Genomic DNA, 18,528 nt, shown 5'->3' on the forward strand with positions numbered 1-18,528 from the left:
TTACGCGTCGCGGTTCAGCCAGGCCATATATTCCGTTACGCCTTCGGCAACGGTCTTGAACGGTTTGTCGTAACCCGCCGCACGCAGGTTGGTCAAATCCGCCTGCGTAAAGGCCTGGTAACGACCTTTCAGTTTGTCCGGGAACGGAATGTATTCAATGCTGCCTTTTTTGTGGTACGCCAGGGTGGCGTCCGCCACGGCCTGGAAGGATTCCGCACGGCCTGTCCCCAGGTTAAAGATACCGGAGACGCCGTTTTCCCAGAACCACAGGTTCACTGCCGCCACGTCGCCTACGTAGACGAAGTCACGCTTGAAGCCGTCACTGCCTTCAAACAGTTTCGGGCTTTCGCCATTGTTCAGCTGCGTGTTCAGGTGGAACGCGACGCTCGCCATGCTCCCTTTGTGGCCTTCGCGCGGTCCGTACACGTTGAAGTAACGGAAACCCACAATCTGGGAATTGGCTTCAGGCAGAACCTGACGCACGTATTCATCGAACAGGAATTTGGAGTAGCCATAGACGTTCAGCGGCTGCTCATATTCTCGGGATTCGATGAAGTCTGACGTACGGCCACCGTAGGTTGCTGCAGAAGAGGCGTACAGGAACGGAATTTCACGCTCCAGGCAGTAATGCAGGATCTCTTTGGAGTACTGATAGTTATTGTCCATCATGTACTTGCCGTCCCACTCGGTGGTGGAAGAGCATGCACCTTCGTGGAAGATGGCTTCGATCTCGCCGAACTCTTCACCTGCCATAATCTGGATAAGGAAGTCTTCTTTATCCATATAGTCAGCGATGTTCAGATCCACCAGGTTTACAAACTTGGTGCCGTCTTTCAGGTTGTCCACCACCAGAATGTCGGTGATGCCTTTGTCATTGAGGGCCTTAACAATGTTGCTGCCGATAAAGCCCGCGCCGCCGGTAACGATGATCATAACTGTAACCTTTGAAGTGTGGAGTCCGGGGACAATCCCGGACGCTAATGTTCTTATCATATCATTAGTATGGCTGCCCTTCAGCCATTCACCGACATAGCGCAAGGGTACACGTGATTTATGCTGCAAAAACGAGAAGAGATAATGTGTCATCTCGTCATGGCGGCCAGGGTTGGGTAATATGTGCCAAAATTTGCCGAGTCTGGAGAATTGCAATGCGTGGTGATTTTTACAAACAGTTAAACAGCGACCTCGACACCGCACGTGCGGAAGGGTTGTTCAAAGAAGAGCGTATTATCACGTCTGCTCAGCAGGCGGACATCACCGTTGCCGATGGCAGCCATGTGATCAACTTTTGTGCGAACAACTACTTAGGTCTTGCGAATCACCCTGAACTGATTGCCGCGGCAAAACAAGGCATGGACACCCACGGTTTCGGTATGGCCTCCGTACGCTTTATCTGCGGTACGCAGGACAGCCATAAGCAGCTTGAGAAAAAGCTGGCGGACTTCCTGGGGATGGAAGATGCGATCCTGTACTCCTCGTGCTTCGACGCCAACGGTGGTCTGTTTGAGACGCTGCTCGGCGCAGAAGATGCCATTATCTCCGACGCCCTGAACCACGCTTCTATCATTGACGGTGTGCGCCTGTGTAAAGCGAAGCGCTTCCGCTACGCCAACAACGACATGGTTGAACTGGAAGCGCGCCTGAAAGAAGCACGTGAAGCAGGTGCCCGCCATGTGCTGATCGCCACCGACGGCGTGTTCTCTATGGATGGCGTGATTGCCAACCTGAAGGGCGTGTGCGACCTGGCAGATAAATACGATGCGCTGGTGATGGTTGATGATTCACACGCCGTCGGTTTTGTTGGTGAGAACGGCCGTGGATCTCACGAATACTGTGACGTAATGGGTCGCGTGGACATTATCACCGGTACGCTGGGTAAAGCGCTCGGCGGCGCGTCAGGGGGTTATACTGCTGCGCGTAAAGAGGTGGTTGAGTGGCTGCGCCAGCGTTCCCGTCCATACCTGTTCTCCAACTCGCTGGCGCCGGCGATCGTTGCCGCATCCATTAAAGTCCTGGAAATGGTGGAGTCTGGCGCTGAGCTGCGCGACCGTCTGTGGTCAAACGCCCGCCTGTTCCGTGAAAAAATGGGTGCCGCAGGGTTTACGCTCGCCGGTGCCGATCACGCCATTATCCCGGTGATGCTGGGCGATGCGGTTGTGGCGCAGAATTTTGCCCGCGAGCTGCAGAAAGAAGGAATTTACGTTACCGGGTTCTTCTTCCCGGTGGTACCAAAAGGCCAGGCGCGTATCCGCACCCAGATGTCTGCGGCGCATTCGCCTGAACAAATTGAACGTGCGGTGGAAGCCTTTACCCGCATCGGCAAACAGCTGGGCGTAATTGCCTGAGGACGTGTGATGAAAGCGTTATCCAAACTGAAAGCGGAAGAAGGGATTTGGATGACCGACGTGCCGGAGCCGGAAGTCGGTCATAACGATCTGCTGATCAAAATTCGTAAAACCGCCATTTGCGGCACTGACGTTCATATCTACAACTGGGACCAGTGGTCGCAGAAAACCATTCCGGTACCGATGGTCGTGGGCCACGAATATGTCGGCGAAGTGGTGGGCATGGGTCAGGAAGTAAAAGGCTTCAACATTGGCGACCGCGTCTCGGGTGAAGGTCATATTACCTGTGGTCACTGCCGTAACTGCCGCGGTGGACGCACGCACCTGTGCCGCAACACAATCGGCGTGGGCGTGAACCGTCCGGGCTGCTTCGCAGAATACCTGGTGATCCCGGCGTTTAACGCGTTCAAAATCCCGGACAACATTTCTGACGATCTGGCCTCTATCTTTGATCCCTTCGGCAACGCGGTACACACGGCGCTCTCTTTCGACCTGGTCGGTGAAGATGTACTGGTTTCCGGCGCGGGTCCCATCGGGATTATGGCGGCCGCGGTGGCGAAGCACGTTGGTGCCCGCAATGTGGTGATTACCGATGTGAACGAGTATCGCCTGTCGCTGGCGCGCAAAATGGGTGTGACCCGCGCGGTGGATGTCTCTAAAGAGAGCCTGAGCGACGTGATGGAAGAGCTGGGCATGACCGAAGGTTTTGACGTGGGTCTTGAGATGTCCGGTGCACCACCGGCGTTTCGCACCATGCTGGACACCATGAACCACGGCGGGCGTATTGCGATGCTGGGCATTCCACCGTCTGATATGTCTATCGACTGGAACAAGGTTATCTTCAAGGGGCTGTTCATCAAAGGTATCTACGGCCGCGAGATGTTCGAAACCTGGTACAAGATGGCGGCACTGATCCAGTCTGGTCTGGATCTGTCTCCGATTATCACCCATCGCTTCTCCATTGATGAGTTCCAGGAAGGCTTTGACGCGATGCGCTCTGGCCAGTCCGGGAAGGTTATCCTGAGCTGGGATTGAGAGTAAAAGTCGGCCGGATTTAAATCCGGCCGGCTTTCATCACAGGTATTTATCTTTTTCTTCTATAACGCATTTGCCATCTAAAATATTCTTGGCTTCAGTGGCAATTAAATTTATGTCGATTTTTCTATCGTATTTATTGAAAATAAGTTGTTTTGCATTTTCGCCTATCGGGCCGAATATTTTATTGCCTTCGTAATTCTTATTATGATCAAGAAGCATTGAGTAATATATAGCTACGAGCTTTTTATCTAAAGCGCAGGCAATATGGACAATAGCGGTATCCACTGAAATGACAAGGTCTGCCTGCTTGATTAGCGCAACGGTGTCCCATAATGACGGGAAAATAGATACGGAAACTGCAGGATCCTGAATGTTTAATTTTTCAGTCTTTTTTCTTTCACCAACAATGAAAATATGATTATTTTTTGGTTCTGAAATTTTTGAAATCAGGCTTACTAATTGCTCGCGACTAAGACTTCGCTCATCTACACTGGCAAAGGGGTTGATTACGATCCACTTTTTTCCTTTAAAAGGAAGAAGATACTCATTAATAGTCTCTTCGTGGCTCGGTAAAGCTGGTAAAGAGTAAGATAAGTGTTTTGTGTGAATATTTAATGCAGTAAGCATCTTTTTCTGTGGATCAGTAATGTGAAAGTCTCCCTCCGCTGGCAGTTGTAAATTGTAGGGCTTATTAAGCCAGCCACCAAAACTCATCGCATATTTATATTGCGTTTTCTGCAGCAGTTGTACACTAAAGAGCTCTTTTCTTTTCATCCATGCATAAGGATTAATGATCAGGTCAGTCTCTATTTGTGAGATGGAGTTTAACTCATTGATATCAATGATAAAAATCTCATCAATATCAACGATTTTTTCAAATAAAGCCCTGTTTCTTTCTTCTGCCGCGATCTGGACAATATACCCAGCCTTTTTCAGTTCTCTCCACATTCCGGTATGACAAACGGCATCACCAATCCCTAAATCTAAAAAAGGAAAGAGGATCCGCTTTACTGAGGAACTATCGAAAGGTTTGCCTCTTTTATCGGGAATGTTTTTAGATAATTTATAGAGTTTAAGCCGACGTTTTAATTCATGAGTCTTATGATTTCGTTGACGATTAAGTGCTTTAAAATAAAGGATGATTTTTTTCATTTGTTTGACAAACCACATTTTAAACATTCTGCTAACAGTATAAGCATAATGATAAGTAATGTGAACATCTATTTTAATGAGGAATTAATTTTTTGTTTAATAATTTCAATGGGTTAGAATGCTTGGCGCGCTGTGCAGGTCACTCTCTACTGGTCAAACAGTACTTTTTAGTGCCTGGATAAAGGCAAAAGTATGTTTACAGGCCTACTTTAAGGAATGAAGAGTATGGAATGGATGTCACAAAAGACGATTTTATTTATTATTTGCTGATTGTTTCGATATTCACTTAAATACACTTTCCCTGCTACAATTGTGTAGGTCATTTTCGAAAAGAGTAAGGGAATGTTCAAGTTAACTGTTTGTTTACTCACCTGCAATTCAGCCAGGGTTCTTAACCATGTTCTGCCTCCTCTTCTTAAAATTGCAGATGAAATGATTGTTGTTGATTCCGGAAGTAAAGATAACACGCTATCCATTTGTGAAAGTTATAATTTAAGCCCTATCTATAGACAATATACGATGCATGGGGACCAAATGAACTATGCGGTGAGTCTTGCATCTCATGATTGGGTGTTATGCATGGATAGCGATGAAATCCTGGATGACCTGACTGTATCCTTTATTCTGAATCTGAAGAGTGGGGCTGAGCCTCCACCAGATCATGCCTGGCGTATTGCTCGACACTGGTACGTACTCGGAAAAGAAGTTCGTACTATCTATCCAGTATCGTCGCCAGATTTCCCTGTACGTCTTTTTAATCGCACCTGTGCAAGATTTAATCTCCGACCAGTTGATGACAAGGTGGAAGGTGAACTTAATGCTTTCATCATGGCTGGGCAAGTACGCCATGATACCTTTTATGACCTGAATGAAGTGTTTAATAAGCTCAATAGCTATACAACAAGGTTGGTCAAATATCAGAAGATCCGCCCTTCAATTGGACGAGGCCTTATTAGTGCCATTGGGGCGTTTTTTAAATGGTATCTTTTCAGTGGTGCCTGGCGGCAGGGGAAAGTGGGCGTCGTGACGGGACTCTATGCAACGCTATACAGTTTTCTCAAATATTTCAAAGCCTGGTATCAGTTTGAGGATAAAAAATAGCCCGCATGCAGGAAGTATACGGGCGCTCATCTCGTTGCCATGCTCTGCCCGCCTGCGTTGGCGGGCCAATTATGCTTTTTTACCCCAGCCTTGCCATTGATGCTGCATATATTTCACTAAGGAACTTTGGCTGATACTTTCCCCTATCACGGTAAAGAATCGAGTAGCATATACAGGCTCTGGTGACTGCTTAGGCTTGCAAATTTTCACACCCCTGAATGGATTGCGCGGCTGTGTTACCGGTGGCTGTGCATTGCCAGGACGCGACGTATCAACCTGTGGCTCATTCAGCAGATCGCCTGGACGAACCAGCGTAATATCAGAGGGCAATGTCGGCAGCATCTGCTGCAGAACGCGAACGGTAGACGGGTGCGGGTGGCCGATAGCAATAGCCGAGCCATTGCGTCGGGCTAGCTGTACGGCGCGATTGAACTGCCCGCGGATATCCGCGTCGTTCTGGGTGTCATCGAGGAACACCTTGCGCTTTATTACCTTCACGCCTGTACCCTGCGCGGCACGCATCGCCTGGCTGTTGCCGATGGTCATGCTGTCGAGGAAATAGAGGTTATAGCGCTCCAGCGACTGCATTACTTTGAGCATCCCGTACAGGCTGGAGGTCATCGCGCTGCCCATGTGGTTGTTCAGCCCGACGGCGTACGGCACTTTATTGTAAGCATCGCGAATGATGCGATCGATCTCATCGCTGCTCATATCAGGGCGCAAAGTATCTTTTTCCAGCGGCTGCTTGCTGAGCGGTGCCATCGGCAGATGGATGAGAACCTGATGACCGCTGTTATGCGCTTTGATCGCCATTTCACGCGCGTGCGGCGCATTCGGGAGGACGGCGACAGAGATGGCGGCCGGCATCGCCAGCACCTGATTCTCGGTGTGCGGACGATAACCGAAGTCATCAATCACTATCGCGAGTTTGCCAGCGTAGACCGGTGCTGCCAGCGCCAGTGCACTGGCGAAGGAGAGAACAATTCGACGAAATTGAAGCAAAACTTATCTTCCCAACCACGGCTGTGGATTGACCGCCTGACCCTGGCGACGAATTTCGAAATAGAGTGACGGGCGGCCCTGACCGCCACTGCTGCCCACGAGGGCGATGGGTTGGCCGGCGCGCACCTGAGTACCAACGCTGACCAGTGCGCTCTGGTTGTAGCCGTAAAGGCTCATATCGCCTTTACCGTGTTCCACCACTACCACAAGCCCGTAACCCTGCAGCCAGTCGGCCAGAATCACACGGCCATCGGCGATGGCTTTTACTTCGCTACCTTCAGACGCACCGATAACTATCCCTTTCCAACGTAGTTCACCCTGCAGCTGTTCGCCATAGCGATGCAGAATTGTACCGCGCACGGGCCAGTAAGCCTGACCACGAGGGGAGCCTAAACCGCCGGTACGTGACATCAGGGAGCGTTCGCTTTCGCTTGGCTTGTAGGTCGTACCTTTGCGTGAGGCTTCCTGCTGCTTGTCGCGTACGGCCTGCGCTTCGCGGGCCTCTTTTTCGGCGCGCGCTTTCGCCGCCGCTTCCGCGCGGGCGATACTGTTACGCAGTTTCGATTCGTTGGCGCGCATTTCGCTCAGCTGGCTTTGGCCTTGCTGAATAGAGGACTCGAGACCGGAAAGGGTTTTCTTGCGCTCGTTGCGGGCCTGCTCGAGCTTCGCTTGTTGCGCCTGCTGTTCGTAGAGCAGCGTCTGTTGCTGGCTCTGCTTCTCTTCGAGCTCGGCTTTTTGCGTGGTGACCTCTTCGCGCGTCTGTTTCAGCTGCGCGATAGTCTCCTGACGCGCCTGGTTCAGATAACCAAAGTAGGCCTGCAGACGCTGACCGCGCTGGCTCTCTTCACCGCTGAGGATCAACTGAAGGCCCGTGTGCTCACCCTGGCGAAAAGCAGCATCAAGCTGTGCGGCAAGGTTGCGTTCCTGGGCATCACGCTGGCGTTCCAGTTTGGCAATCGACGCGTTCATTTCGTCGATCTGTTTATTCAACTGGGCGAGGGTGTTTTGCGTTTCACGTAATTTACGTGCGGCAGCGGAGATGGCTTCTTCCTGCTGCTTAAGCTGAGCGAGCAGAGCAGAGCGTTGCTGCTGTTGCTGGCGTACCGCACGCTCTTTCGCGGCGATATCGGCCTGAATGGATTTCAGCTGGTCACGGTCATCCGCGTGGGCGGATGCGGCGCACAGCAATACGCCAGCGCTGAGTGCGCTGGCGCAAAGCAGAGGTCTGACTGATAACCTAAGCGGCTTCACGACCCATGTGATTGAAAAAATCGCCTTTCCCCTCATGGGGAGCGATTATTCCACGATGAACAGCGGCTTACCAGTCATCTCTTCAGGGATCTCCATGCCCATCAGCGACAACATGGTTGGCGCGATGTCGGAAAGCTTGCCGCCTTCCACTGCTTTCAGTGATTTATCACCCACATAAATCAGCGGAACAGGCAGGTTGGTGTGAGCGGTGTGCGCCTGGCCGGTTGCCGGGTCGCGCATCTGTTCTGCGTTACCGTGGTCAGCGGTGATGAGCAGCTGGCCACCAACGGATTCAACCGCTTTCGCGACCTGCTCAACACAGTGATCCAGCGCTTCAACCGCTTTTACGGCGGCTTCCATCACGCCGGTATGACCCACCATGTCGCCGTTCGGGTAGTTACAGATGATGGTGTCGTATTTGCCGCTTTCGATTGCCGCAACCAGTTTTTCAGTCAGCTCGGCAGAGCTCATTTCTGGCTGCAGATCGTAGGTCGCTACTTTGGGTGAGTTAATCAGAATGCGATCTTCGCCTTTGAACGGCTCTTCAACACCGCCGTTAAAGAAGAAGGTGACGTGGGCATATTTCTCGGTTTCGGAGATACGCAGCTGTGTCTTGTCGTTCTTCGCCATCCACTCGCCGAAGGTATTGGCCAGTGATGCGGGTGGATAAGCGCATGGCGCATTGATGTCAGCGGCGTATTCGGTCAGCTGAATAAAGTCGATCTTCACCACTTTCTTACGGGTGAAACCGTCGAAATCACTGTTCACGAACGCACGGGTGATTTCACGCGCGCGGTCAGCACGGAAGTTCATGAAGATCAGCGCGTCGCCGTCTTCCATGGCGGCATCAGCCTGGCCTTCAGCACGAATGACGGTTGCTTTCACGAATTCATCGTTTTCATCACGCGCGTAAGCGGCTTCCAGACCTTCCACCGCGGTCGCGAACTGGAATTCACCTTTTGCCAGCGTCATCAGGTCATAGGCCTGTTCAACGCGATCCCAACGGTTGTCGCGGTCCATTGCGTAGTAGCGCCCGATGATAGAGGCCACACGTCCTTTGCCAAGCGCGGCGAATTTGTTTTCGAAGGAGGCCAGTGAACCTTTTGCGCTGCGTGGTGGCGTATCACGACCGTCCAGGAAAGCGTGCAGATAGATTTTTTCTGCGCCGCGCTCAGCCGCCAGTTCAACCATCGCCATGATGTGATCTTCGTGGCTGTGTACGCCACCGGCGGAGAGCAGACCCATGATATGAACTGCTTTACCGGCCGCCACGGCTCTGTCCACCGCGCCGCAAAGTACTGGGTTGTTGAAGAAGGTACGTTCTTTGATTTCAACGTCCAGACGCGTCAGGTCCTGATACACGATACGACCTGCACCCAGGTTTACGTGTCCAACTTCGGAGTTGCCCATCTGACGATCTGGCAGACCCACTTCCAGCCCGGACGCATCAATCAGGGTGTGGGGACGTTTTGCCCACAGCGCGTCCATCACCGGCGTTTTGGCGTTGAAAATGGCGTTATCCTGTTGATCTTCACGGTAGCCATAGCCATCCAGAATCACCAGTACCATAGGTTTTTTAGAAACCGACATTGCGACAACCTCATGCTCAAGAGTCAAAATTTGCGTAATTTTACTACAGCTGAATCGATCAAATAGCCGCAGAAGATCAAAGAAAGCGCAGGGGCAAGGTGCTTAGCGGACGCTTTTGAGGCAATTTTTTAGGTGGCAGGCCTCAGAAAATGGATTAGGTTATGGTCGCTGGCTGTATTTGCCACAACGCACAGGTATACTCCTGTCCTGGTTTTTTTAATCACTAAGTCGGAGTAGTTACCCTCCATGCAAGAAATTATGCAATTCGTTAGCCGCCATCCGGTTCTGAGCATCGCGTGGATTGGCCTGCTGGCTGCTGTGCTGTTCACCACATTTAAAGGCCTGACGTCTAAGATTAAGGTTATCACCCGTGGTGAAGCGACGCGTCTGATTAACAAAGAAGATGCCGTCGTGGTCGATCTGCGTCAGCGTGACGATTTCCGTAAAGGTCACATTGCTGGTGCTATCAACCTGTTACCTGCTGAAATCAAAGCGAACAACGTTGGCGAGCTTGAGAAACATAAAGCCCAGCCGATTATCGTTGTTGACGCGACCGGTATGCAGGCGCAGGAATCTGCCAGCGCGCTGCATAAAGCAGGCTTCGAAAACGTAACGGTTCTGAAAGAAGGTATTTCCGGCTGGAGCGGGGAAAATCTTCCTTTGGTTCGCGGTAAATAAGGAGTTCAGTAATGGCCAATATCGAGATCTACACCAAAGCAACGTGCCCGTTCTGCCACCGTGCAAAAGCGCTTCTGAACAGCAAAGGCGTAGCGTTCAAAGAACTGCCGATTGACGGTGACGCGATTAAACGCGAAGAGATGATCCAACGTAGTGGTCGTACGACGGTTCCGCAGATTTTTATTGATGCGCAGCACATTGGCGGCTGTGATGACTTGTATGCGCTCGATGCCCGTGGTGGACTCGATCCGCTGCTGAGCTAAGAGACTTTAGGACAATTAAAAAGGGTTTTTCCATGTCAGAACAAAACAACACCGAAATGACTTTCCAGATCCAGCGTATCTACACCAAGGATGTCTCTTTCGAAGCGCCAAATGCGCCACACGTTTTCCAGAAAGATTGGCAGCCAGAGGTTAAACTTGATCTTGATACCGCATCTACCCAACTGGCGGATGACGTGTATGAAGTCGTACTGCGTGTGACTGTTACTGCCTCTCTGGGCGAAGAGACTGCATTCCTGTGTGAAGTTCAGCAGGGCGGCATCTTCTCCATCGGCGGCATCGAAGGCAACCAGATGGCGCACTGCCTGGGTGCATACTGCCCGAACATTCTGTTCCCGTATGCTCGCGAATGCATCACCAGCCTGGTTTCTCGCGGTACATTCCCGCAACTGAACCTTGCGCCAGTTAACTTTGATGCGCTGTTCATGAACTATCTGCAGCAGCAAGCTGGCGAAGGTACTGAACAACATCAGGATGCCTGATGAGCACTCTTAATGCGTCAATGACTGTGATCGGTGCCGGCTCATACGGCACCGCTCTTGCCATCACGCTGGCAAGAAATGGTCACGAAGTGGTTCTCTGGGGCCACGACCCAAAACATATCGCGACGCTGCAACGCGACCGTTGCAACGTGGCGTTCCTCCCGGACGTTCCGTTCCCAGACTCCCTGCACCTTGAAAGTGACCTTGCGACCGCGCTGGCGGCCAGCCGCAACATTCTGATTGTGGTGCCGAGCCATGTGTTTGGCGAAGTGCTGCGTCAGATCAAGCCGCTGATGCGCCCTGATGCGCGCATTGTATGGGCCACCAAAGGGCTGGAAGCCGAAACCGGACGCCTGTTGCAGGATGTCGCCCGCGAAGCGCTGGGTGATGACATCCCGCTGGCGGTTATCTCGGGGCCGACGTTTGCTAAAGAGCTGGCCGCTGGCCTGCCGACGGCGATCTCGCTGGCATCAACCGATCAGGCCTTCTCCGACGATCTTCAGCATTTGCTGCACTGCGGCAAAAGCTTCCGCGTTTACAGCAATCCCGATTTTATCGGCGTACAGCTGGGCGGTGCGGTGAAGAACGTGATTGCGATCGGCGCCGGAATGTCCGACGGGATTGGTTTTGGTGCCAACGCACGTACCGCACTGATTACGCGCGGCTTAACCGAGATGTCCCGCCTTGGCGCAGCACTGGGTGCCGATCCGACCACCTTCATGGGCATGGCGGGCCTGGGCGATCTGGTGCTGACCTGTACCGACAACCAGTCCCGTAACCGCCGCTTTGGCATGATGCTCGGTGAGGGCATGGATGTGAAAGGCGCGCAGGAGAAGATTGGTCAGGTGGTTGAAGGCTATCGCAATACCAAAGAAGTTCGCGAATTGGCGCACCGTTTTGGTGTCGAAATGCCAATAACCGAGGAAATTTATCAGGTATTGTATTGCGGAAAAAATGCGCGCGAGGCAGCATTGACCTTATTAGGTCGTTCGCGCAAGGATGAGCGCAGCAGTAACTAGTCGCAGGGATTCTTGTTAGCACTATGACCCGGCCAGCACAGAACTGGCCGGTCATTAACATGTCGTCTGGAGTAAGCAATGCCGTGTGAAGAACTGGATATCGTCTGGAACAATATTAAAGCTGAAGCCCGGGCTTTGGCTGACTGCGAGCCAATGCTGGCCAGTTTCTATCATGCGACGCTACTCAAGCACGAAAACCTCGGCAGCGCCCTGAGCTATATGCTCGCCAATAAACTGGCTTCCTCGATTATGCCCGCCATCGCCATTCGTGAAGTGGTAGAAGAGGCCTATGCCGCTGACCCTGAAATGATCGCTTCTGCTGCCTGTGATATCCAGGCCGTGCGCACGCGTGACCCGGCGGTGGACAAATACTCTACGCCGTTGCTGTATCTGAAGGGCTTTCATGCCTTGCAGGCTTATCGCATCGGCCACTGGCTGTGGAATGAAGGCCGCCGCGCGCTGGCTATCTTCCTGCAAAACCAGGTTTCCGTGACCTTCCAGGTGGATATTCACCCGGCCGCGAAAATTGGCCGCGGGATCATGCTTGACCACGCCACCGGCATTGTCGTCGGTGAAACCGCGGTGATTGAAGATGACGTTTCGATTCTGCAGTCGGTCACGTTAGGCGGTACCGGTAAAACCAGCGGCGATCGCCATCCGAAAATCCGTGAAGGGGTGATGATTGGCGCGGGCGCCAAGATCCTCGGCAACATCGAAGTGGGTCGTGGTGCGAAGATTGGCGCCGGTTCGGTTGTTCTGCAGCCTGTTCCGCCGCACACGACTGCCGCTGGCGTACCGGCACGTATTGTCGGTAAACCAGACAGCGACAAACCGTCGATGGATATGGATCAGCACTTCAACGGTATTCACCATACGTTTGAGTATGGTGACGGTATTTAACTTCTGAGAATGGCGCCCGGGTAACCCAGCTGGCGCCATGCTTCATACACCACCACCGACACCGCATTTGACAGGTTCATGCTGCGGCTGTCCGGCATCATCGGAATACGAATCTTCTGCTCAGCGGGCAGGGCATCAAGAATGGTGGCCGGCAGGCCGCGCGTTTCCGGGCCAAACATCAGATAATCACCGTCCTGATAGTGCACGGCGCTATGTGCCGGCGTACCTTTGGTGGTCAGGGCGAACATGCGCTGTGGGTTTTCGCTTTCCAGAAACGCGGCGTAATCATGATGGCGAACCACGGCCGTAAATTCATGATAATCCAGCCCCGCGCGGCGCAGACGTTTGTCGTCCCACGTAAAACCCATCGGCTCGATGATATGCAGACGAAAACCGGTGTTGGCGCACAGGCGGATAATATTGCCGGTATTCGGCGGAATTTCTGGTTCGAATAAAACGATGTTAAGCATGCTGCCCCCTTAATTGCGGGGGCAGAATAGCAGAAACCGGGCCGCTTATGCGACGCCGAGATCCTGCGAGCGGCAACGCAGCATTTTGTAGAAGGTTGCCGCGGCCGCCAGCAGGGCGGGCAGGCTAAGGATCATCAAAATGCTGTCTGCCTGCCACTGCATGGAGAGAAGCTGCGCGCTGGTCATGGTGCCCGCCACGCCACCAAAGCGGCCAATGCCCTGCATCCAGGCAATGCCCGTTGCGCGACACTCGGTAGGATAAAAGGTGGCTGCCAGCGTCTGCATTCCCGATTGCGCGCCGTTCATCGCGATCCCCATCAGGAAAATCAAGCCGCCAAACAGGGCGATATGGTTATGTTCAATGCCGAGCGCCAGAATGAGCAGCATGGTCAGGACAAAGCCACCTGCGACCACTTTGTGTGCCTCCCAGCGATCCATCATCCAGCCCGCGAGAAGGATGCCTGCGGTACCGCCGAAGGTGAACAGCGAGGTGAGCCATGCGGATTCCGCGAGGGGATAGCCCATCCCCAGCATCAGCGTCGGCATCCAGCTAAGCAGGACGTAATAAATCACCAGCCCCATAAAATAGGTTACCCATAGCATCAGGGTGCCGGGCAGCCAGGGCTGTGAAAACAGCTGTGCTACGCTCCCTTTTTTGGCGGCGACCCGATCCTCTGCGAGGAAGAAACCAGTGACACCATCGAGGGTCGTGCGGGCGAAACGGCTGGCGATACGGCGGATCTGCATCATGTCTTTCCCGCGCTGCACCAGGTATTTCACCGATTCCGGTAAAAACAGCATCAGCAGCAGCGTTAATATCAGCGGTGCTATCGCGCCGGTCAGCAGTACGCTTCGCCAGCCATGATGCGGGATAAGCCAGGATGATATCGCCCCACCGCCGGCCGCGCCCAGCGGGAAGCCGCAGTACATGGTATTAATCGCCATGGCGCGACAGCGCTGAGGGGCAAACTCTGAGATGAGGGTGATGGCGTTCGGCATGGCGGCACCCAGCCCCAGGCCCGTCAGAAACCGCCATAGCGTCAGGGTGTTAAGGCTTTGTGCCCAGGCCGTCCCCAGGCTTGAAAGGCCGAAGAACAGACAAGAAAAGACCAGTACGCGCTTGCGGCCTATCCGGTCCGATACCGGGCCTGCGACCAGCGCTCCCAGCGACAGCCCGAGCAGTGCTGCGCTCAGTACCGGTCCCAGATCCTGTTTGTGTATGCCCCATTCTGCCGACAGCGTGGGCGCAATGTAGCCCATTGCTGCGGTATCGAAACCATCGATCGCCAGCACCAAAAAGCCCAGCACGATGAGCACCCAGTGAAACCCGGAAAAGGGACTGTCGTCGATCACCTGCTGAATATCCACCTGACCTGAATATCTCATTCGCTCCCCTCTGATGTGATGGTGTTTTTGTGTTCTTGTATTTGCTTGTCTATACAATTGCGTGCGGCACAGGTATGTCAAATTTTCTTATCCAATATGTTACCTGGATGTTATTTTTGACAAAAAAAAGCGCCCGAGGGGAGTTCGGACGCGAGGAGAGGGGAAGGGGAATCAGACGGGCGTCAGGCTGCGTCACCTTGGGCAAGCGGTGCCAGTGCTGCGGGTAATTTACCCAACTCCTGCACCAGGGAGTCCTTGCTGATTTCGCGAATCGTTTTTGCGCCGGTCAACGTCATCGCCACTTTCATCTCTTTTTCGATCAGATTGAGCAGATTTGCCACCCCTGCCTGACCAGCCGTAGCCAGTGCATAAAGATATGCGCGTCCGAGCAATACGCTGTCTGCGCCAAGGGCAATCATACGCACCACGTCAAGCCCGTTGCGGATACCGCTGTCGGCGAGGATAGCGATATCACCTTTCACCGCATCGGCAATCGCCGGCAGTGCGCGTGCGGAAGAGAGTACCCCGTCAAGCTGACGTCCGCCGTGGTTAGAGACCACAATACCGTCAGCGCCAAAGCGCACGGCATCGCGGGCATCTTCCGGGTCGAGGATCCCTTTGATCACCATCGGGCCGTCCCAGAATTCGCGGATCCACTCCAGGTCTTTCCACGAGATGGACGGATCGAAATTATTCGCCAGCCAGCCGATGTAATCTTCCAGCCCGGTGGGTTTACCGAGATAGGCCGAGATATTCCCCAGATCGTGCGGGCGGCCATTCACACCGACATCCCAGGCCCATTGCGGGTGCGTTACCGCCTGCCAGTAGCGACGCAGGGCAGCATTTGGGCCGCTCATTCCGGAGTGGGCATCGCGGTAACGGGCGCCAGGCGTCGGCATATCAACGGTAAAGACCAGCGTTGAACAGCCCGCGGCTTTGGCACGCTCCAGCGCGTTGCGCATAAAGCCGCGATCGCGCAGGACGTACAGCTGGAACCACATCGGACGCTGGAGGGTCGGGGCCACTTCTTCAATCGGGCAGACGGAGACGGTGGAGAGGGTAAACGGAATACCTTTGGCATCCGCCGCCGCTGCCGCCTGGACTTCACCCCGGCGGGCGTACATGCCGCACAAACCGACTGGTGCAAGGGCCACCGGCATGGAAAGCGTTTCGTTAAACAGCGTTGTCTCAAGGCTCAGCTCAGACATATCTTTCAGCACGCGCTGGCGCAGCGCCACTTCCGACAGATCTTCCACGTTGCGGCGCAGGGTGTATTCGGCATATGCCCCACCGTCGATATAGTGGAACAGGAACGGTGGCAAAATGCGCTGCGCCGCGGCGCGATAGTCACTGGCTGCTGAAATAATCATGCTTTGTTCTCCCTGGAAATATCACTGTCGCCAGGCAGACGGGTAATACGCGCCTGTCGGGCCTGATCTTCATCGAATCGTTTTATGGTGGTGTGCACGAACCCCAGATGCGCCATCATCGCTTTGCGCGCGGCCTCAGCATCTCCGGCCAGAATGGCGTTGAGTACCGCCTCGTGCTGTTCGGTCAGTTGGGCAAATACCGGCGGGACCAGATACATACGCTGGCGGCTCTGCTTCACGGAGGATTGCAGCAGGTCGAAGAAACCGCGCATGGTCTGGAGCAGAACGACGTTGTGCGACGCTTCGGCAATCGCCAGATGAAACCGCACGTCCGCCTGCGAGGCGATGTCCGGGTCGCTGCTTTGGGTGGCGTCAAAGCAGGCTTTGAGCTTCTCTTTGTCGGCTTCAGTGGCCCGCATGGCCGCATGCCAGGCGGTACTGGTTTCGATGGCGTGCCGCGCTTCAATGATGTCGAAGCTGTAGTCCGGGTCGTTTTCCATCAGCGTTTTAAGCGGCTGCACGATGTTTTGCTCGGACCAGTCATCGTGCTGCCAGCGGACAAAGGTGCCGCCGCCCCGACGGCTTACCAGTACCCCTTCGCTGACCAGCGTCGCCAGCGCCTCACGCAGGGAGTTACGAGATACACCCAGTTGGGCGGCGAGCTGGCGCTCGGCGGGCAATTTCATGCCCGCTTCCAGCTGTTGTTCTTCAATCAGCGCCCGTACGCGAGAGGCAATCTCGTCGGACAGGCGTCTGGGCATGACTATCATGGGATCATCCAGGTTAAGACATAGGCCTGCAGGGTCGTGATCACCCCGACCATACAGGTGAATATCAGGCTGTGTTTCACGGTAAAGCGGAACAGGTCCGACTCTTTACCGACCAGTCCCACCGCCGCACAGGCAATGGCGATGGATTGCGGTGAGATCATCTTGCCGGTCACGCCGCCGGTAGTATTGGCGGCCACCAGAAGGATGTCCGACACGCCAATCTGCTGGGCTGCCGTCGCCTGCAGGGCCGCAAACAGGGCGTTAGATGAGGTATCTGAACCGGTCAGGAACACCCCCAGCCAGCCGAGGAACGGCGAGAAGAACGTGAAGGCGTGGCCGGTATGCGCCAGCGCAAGCGCCAGTGTCGATGACAGGCCGGAATAGTTCGAGATAAACGCGAACGCCAGCACCATGCCGATGGAGTAGATCGGCAGCATCAGCTCCTTAATGGTAGCCGCAAAAGTCTGTACTGCAGCCGCTGGCTTCATGCGTAACCACACCACAGACAGGATAGCGGCAAACAGGATTGCGGTGCCGGTTGCTGAGAACCAGTCAAATTTATACACCGCGGCATACGGCGTGGCAGCGTGCACCACGGGCGGCATACGGGCGACCATCTTGTCGAGGAACGGCACGGAGATGTTAATGACCATCTCATACAGTGCGCCACCCGGTGCGAACAGGGCCTTAAACGGTGGAATACTCCAGAGCGTAACCGTGGCGGTCAGGAACAGGAACGGAGACCATGCGCGAATGATTTGTCCCGCGGTATAACCGGTACGTGCCAGGGTTTGATCGACGTGTGAGGCACCCATATCGGCGAAACGGAATATGCGTACCGGCTGCCAGCGTTTCAGGAACAGCGTCAGGCAGACCAGCGACACCAGTGAAGAGATAATGTCCGGCAATTCGGGGCCGAGGAAATTCGAGCTGAGATACTGGGCAATGGCAAACGAGCCGCCAGCGACGACCACCGCAGGCCATGTCTCTTTCACGCCGCGCCAGCCATCCATAATCGCCATGATCCAGAACAGCACGATGATGGTCAGGAACGGCAGCTGACGGCCAACCATCTGGCCAATTTCAAAGCTGTCCAGACCGGTGACCTGCCCGGCGACCAGAATCGGGATCCCCATCGCACCAAACGCCACCGGCGCGGTGTTAACGATCAGACAAAGACCTGCAGCGTAAAGCGGATTGAACCCCAGCCCGACTAACAGCGCCGCGGTGATGGCAACCGGTGCGCCAAACCCGGCCGCCCCTTCCAGAAAAGCCCCGAAGGAGAAACCGACAATCAGCATCTGTAGACGCTGGTCCGGGGTAATGGAAAGTATCGATGAGCGGATAATGTCGAACTGCCCGGTTTTCACCGAGATTTTGTAGACAAAGACCGCCGCGATGATGATCCACGCAATCGGCCACAGGCCGTAGAAGAAACCATAGACGACGGAGGCCAGCGCGCGATCGACCGGCATTTTATAGAAGAACAGTGCCACCATCAGCGCGATGGCAACGGTGTACGTCGCGGCCAGGTATCCCTTCAGCTTGAGCTTAATCAGCGCAAAGAAGAAGAACAGGATCGGAAGCGATGCGATCAGGCTCGACAGCCAGATATTGCCAGCCGGATCGTAGTTTTGTTGCCAGAGGCTCATGCAGGTCTCCTGAGGACCAGACAGTCTGCGTAGCGGGTGAG

At 54.1% G+C, this 18,528-nt stretch carries 18 protein-coding genes; 8 read left to right on the forward strand and 10 right to left on the reverse strand.

The window, feature by feature from the left end; translation table 11 throughout:
- Window positions 1-933 carry an ADP-glyceromanno-heptose 6-epimerase gene (rfaD, locus tag QLG09_RS06700; protein WP_008502707.1) on the reverse strand — a complete coding sequence of 311 codons (933 nt, stop codon included), beginning with the start codon at window positions 931-933 and terminating at the stop codon, window positions 1-3.
- A gap of 215 nt (window positions 934-1,148) precedes the next feature.
- On the opposite strand from rfaD, the gene kbl reads away from it, so the two are divergent.
- Both kbl and tdh read left to right on the forward strand, forming a co-directional pair.
- The gene (kbl, locus tag QLG09_RS06705; RefSeq protein WP_020882676.1) at window positions 1,149-2,345 is read left to right on the forward strand and encodes a glycine C-acetyltransferase; all 1,197 of its coding nucleotides are present in this window, start codon (window positions 1,149-1,151) and stop codon (window positions 2,343-2,345) included.
- A gap of 9 nt (window positions 2,346-2,354) precedes the next feature.
- The gene (tdh, locus tag QLG09_RS06710) at window positions 2,355-3,380 is read left to right on the forward strand and encodes an L-threonine 3-dehydrogenase (protein WP_020882675.1); all 1,026 of its coding nucleotides are present in this window, start codon (window positions 2,355-2,357) and stop codon (window positions 3,378-3,380) included.
- Between the two features lie 39 nt (window positions 3,381-3,419).
- On the opposite strand, the gene QLG09_RS06715 is transcribed toward tdh, so the two are convergent.
- Window positions 3,420-4,553 carry a glycosyltransferase family 9 protein gene (locus tag QLG09_RS06715; RefSeq protein ID WP_231106630.1) on the reverse strand — a complete coding sequence of 378 codons (1,134 nt, stop codon included), beginning with the start codon at window positions 4,551-4,553 and terminating at the stop codon, window positions 3,420-3,422.
- A gap of 324 nt (window positions 4,554-4,877) precedes the next feature.
- On the opposite strand from QLG09_RS06715, the gene QLG09_RS06720 reads away from it, so the two are divergent.
- Window positions 4,878-5,636, forward strand: coding sequence for a glycosyltransferase family 2 protein (locus QLG09_RS06720; protein ID WP_044866025.1), 759 nt, complete (start codon window positions 4,878-4,880; stop codon window positions 5,634-5,636).
- A 69-nt stretch (window positions 5,637-5,705) separates the two neighbouring features.
- Here the strand turns inward: QLG09_RS06720 and QLG09_RS06725 are convergent, their stop codons facing one another.
- From QLG09_RS06725 to gpmM, 3 genes are read right to left on the reverse strand one after another with little or no spacing between them, the layout of a single operon-like run.
- Window positions 5,706-6,638 carry a divergent polysaccharide deacetylase family protein gene (locus QLG09_RS06725; protein ID WP_044866024.1) on the reverse strand — a complete coding sequence of 311 codons (933 nt, stop codon included), beginning with the start codon at window positions 6,636-6,638 and terminating at the stop codon, window positions 5,706-5,708.
- A 3-nt stretch (window positions 6,639-6,641) separates the two neighbouring features.
- On the reverse strand, window positions 6,642-7,901 hold the full coding sequence (envC, locus tag QLG09_RS06730; RefSeq protein ID WP_025206449.1) for a murein hydrolase activator EnvC: 1,260 nt from the start codon (window positions 7,899-7,901) through the stop codon (window positions 6,642-6,644).
- Window positions 7,902-7,934: 33 nt separating this feature from the next.
- On the reverse strand, window positions 7,935-9,479 hold the full coding sequence (gene gpmM / locus QLG09_RS06735) for a 2,3-bisphosphoglycerate-independent phosphoglycerate mutase (protein WP_020882671.1): 1,545 nt from the start codon (window positions 9,477-9,479) through the stop codon (window positions 7,935-7,937).
- Window positions 9,480-9,725: 246 nt separating this feature from the next.
- Here gpmM and QLG09_RS06740 point away from each other — a divergent pair, with 246 nt between their 5' ends.
- From QLG09_RS06740 to cysE, 5 genes are all read left to right on the forward strand, one after another.
- Window positions 9,726-10,157, forward strand: coding sequence for a rhodanese-like domain-containing protein (locus tag QLG09_RS06740; RefSeq protein WP_014168077.1), 432 nt, complete (start codon window positions 9,726-9,728; stop codon window positions 10,155-10,157).
- Between the two features lie 11 nt (window positions 10,158-10,168).
- Window positions 10,169-10,420: a glutaredoxin 3 gene (gene grxC / locus QLG09_RS06745; protein WP_014168078.1), complete on the forward strand. Its 252-nt coding sequence runs from the start codon at window positions 10,169-10,171 to the stop codon at window positions 10,418-10,420.
- A gap of 32 nt (window positions 10,421-10,452) precedes the next feature.
- On the forward strand, window positions 10,453-10,920 hold the full coding sequence (secB, locus tag QLG09_RS06750) for a protein-export chaperone SecB (protein ID WP_014168079.1): 468 nt from the start codon (window positions 10,453-10,455) through the stop codon (window positions 10,918-10,920).
- Window positions 10,920-11,939, forward strand: a complete 1,020-nt coding sequence (gene gpsA, locus QLG09_RS06755) for an NAD(P)H-dependent glycerol-3-phosphate dehydrogenase (RefSeq protein WP_014168080.1) — start codon at window positions 10,920-10,922, stop codon at window positions 11,937-11,939. Before secB ends, gpsA begins: the two co-directional genes overlap by 1 nt.
- A 78-nt stretch (window positions 11,940-12,017) precedes the next feature.
- Complete coding sequence (gene cysE / locus QLG09_RS06760; protein ID WP_008502718.1) at window positions 12,018-12,839, forward strand: serine O-acetyltransferase; 822 nt, start codon at window positions 12,018-12,020, stop codon at window positions 12,837-12,839.
- Here cysE and trmL read toward each other — a convergent pair.
- The 5 genes from trmL to lldP all read right to left on the reverse strand — a co-directional run bounded on the left by trmL (window position 12,836) and on the right by lldP (window position 18,487).
- On the reverse strand, window positions 12,836-13,309 hold the full coding sequence (gene trmL, locus QLG09_RS06765; protein WP_049023114.1) for a tRNA (uridine(34)/cytosine(34)/5-carboxymethylaminomethyluridine(34)-2'-O)-methyltransferase TrmL: 474 nt from the start codon (window positions 13,307-13,309) through the stop codon (window positions 12,836-12,838). The genes cysE and trmL overlap by 4 nt on opposite strands.
- Before the next feature lie 45 nt (window positions 13,310-13,354).
- Window positions 13,355-14,695: an aromatic acid/H+ symport family MFS transporter gene (locus tag QLG09_RS06770; RefSeq protein ID WP_025206448.1), complete on the reverse strand. Its 1,341-nt coding sequence runs from the start codon at window positions 14,693-14,695 to the stop codon at window positions 13,355-13,357.
- Window positions 14,696-14,877: 182 nt separating this feature from the next.
- Entirely contained in the window at window positions 14,878-16,065 is a 1,188-nt protein-coding gene (gene lldD / locus QLG09_RS06775; RefSeq protein WP_025206447.1) for an FMN-dependent L-lactate dehydrogenase LldD, read from the reverse strand.
- On the reverse strand, window positions 16,062-16,835 hold the full coding sequence (gene lldR / locus QLG09_RS06780; RefSeq protein ID WP_014168084.1) for a transcriptional regulator LldR: 774 nt from the start codon (window positions 16,833-16,835) through the stop codon (window positions 16,062-16,064). Before lldR ends, lldD begins: the two co-directional genes overlap by 4 nt.
- Window positions 16,832-18,487 carry an L-lactate permease gene (lldP, locus tag QLG09_RS06785; protein ID WP_032680001.1) on the reverse strand — a complete coding sequence of 552 codons (1,656 nt, stop codon included), beginning with the start codon at window positions 18,485-18,487 and terminating at the stop codon, window positions 16,832-16,834. Before lldP ends, lldR begins: the two co-directional genes overlap by 4 nt.
- Between the last annotated feature and the right edge of the window lie 41 nt (window positions 18,488-18,528).

Origin of the sequence: Enterobacter sp. V89_11 (assembly GCF_029967775.1) — a bacterium.
GTDB classification, from domain to species: Bacteria; Pseudomonadota; Gammaproteobacteria; order Enterobacterales; family Enterobacteriaceae; genus Enterobacter; species Enterobacter ludwigii.

Coding starts and splice junctions, on each gene's coding strand:
- kbl (WP_020882676.1), top strand. CDS start 1,149: ATGCGTGGTGATTTTTACAAACAGTTAAACAGCGACCTCGACACCGCA.
- secB (WP_014168079.1), top strand. CDS start 10,453: ATGTCAGAACAAAACAACACCGAAATGACTTTCCAGATCCAGCGTATC.
- gpsA (WP_014168080.1), top strand. CDS start 10,920: ATGAGCACTCTTAATGCGTCAATGACTGTGATCGGTGCCGGCTCATAC.
- QLG09_RS06715 (WP_231106630.1), bottom strand. CDS start 4,553: ATGTGGTTTGTCAAACAAATGAAAAAAATCATCCTTTATTTTAAAGCA.
- lldR (WP_014168084.1), bottom strand. CDS start 16,835: ATGATAGTCATGCCCAGACGCCTGTCCGACGAGATTGCCTCTCGCGTA.
- tdh (WP_020882675.1), top strand. CDS start 2,355: ATGAAAGCGTTATCCAAACTGAAAGCGGAAGAAGGGATTTGGATGACC.
- cysE (WP_008502718.1), top strand. CDS start 12,018: ATGCCGTGTGAAGAACTGGATATCGTCTGGAACAATATTAAAGCTGAA.
- QLG09_RS06720 (WP_044866025.1), top strand. CDS start 4,878: ATGTTCAAGTTAACTGTTTGTTTACTCACCTGCAATTCAGCCAGGGTT.
- trmL (WP_049023114.1), bottom strand. CDS start 13,309: ATGCTTAACATCGTTTTATTCGAACCAGAAATTCCGCCGAATACCGGC.
- QLG09_RS06740 (WP_014168077.1), top strand. CDS start 9,726: ATGCAAGAAATTATGCAATTCGTTAGCCGCCATCCGGTTCTGAGCATC.
- lldD (WP_025206447.1), bottom strand. CDS start 16,065: ATGATTATTTCAGCAGCCAGTGACTATCGCGCCGCGGCGCAGCGCATT.
- rfaD (WP_008502707.1), bottom strand. CDS start 933: ATGATCATCGTTACCGGCGGCGCGGGCTTTATCGGCAGCAACATTGTT.
- grxC (WP_014168078.1), top strand. CDS start 10,169: ATGGCCAATATCGAGATCTACACCAAAGCAACGTGCCCGTTCTGCCAC.
- lldP (WP_032680001.1), bottom strand. CDS start 18,487: ATGAGCCTCTGGCAACAAAACTACGATCCGGCTGGCAATATCTGGCTG.
- gpmM (WP_020882671.1), bottom strand. CDS start 9,479: ATGTCGGTTTCTAAAAAACCTATGGTACTGGTGATTCTGGATGGCTAT.
- QLG09_RS06770 (WP_025206448.1), bottom strand. CDS start 14,695: ATGAGATATTCAGGTCAGGTGGATATTCAGCAGGTGATCGACGACAGT.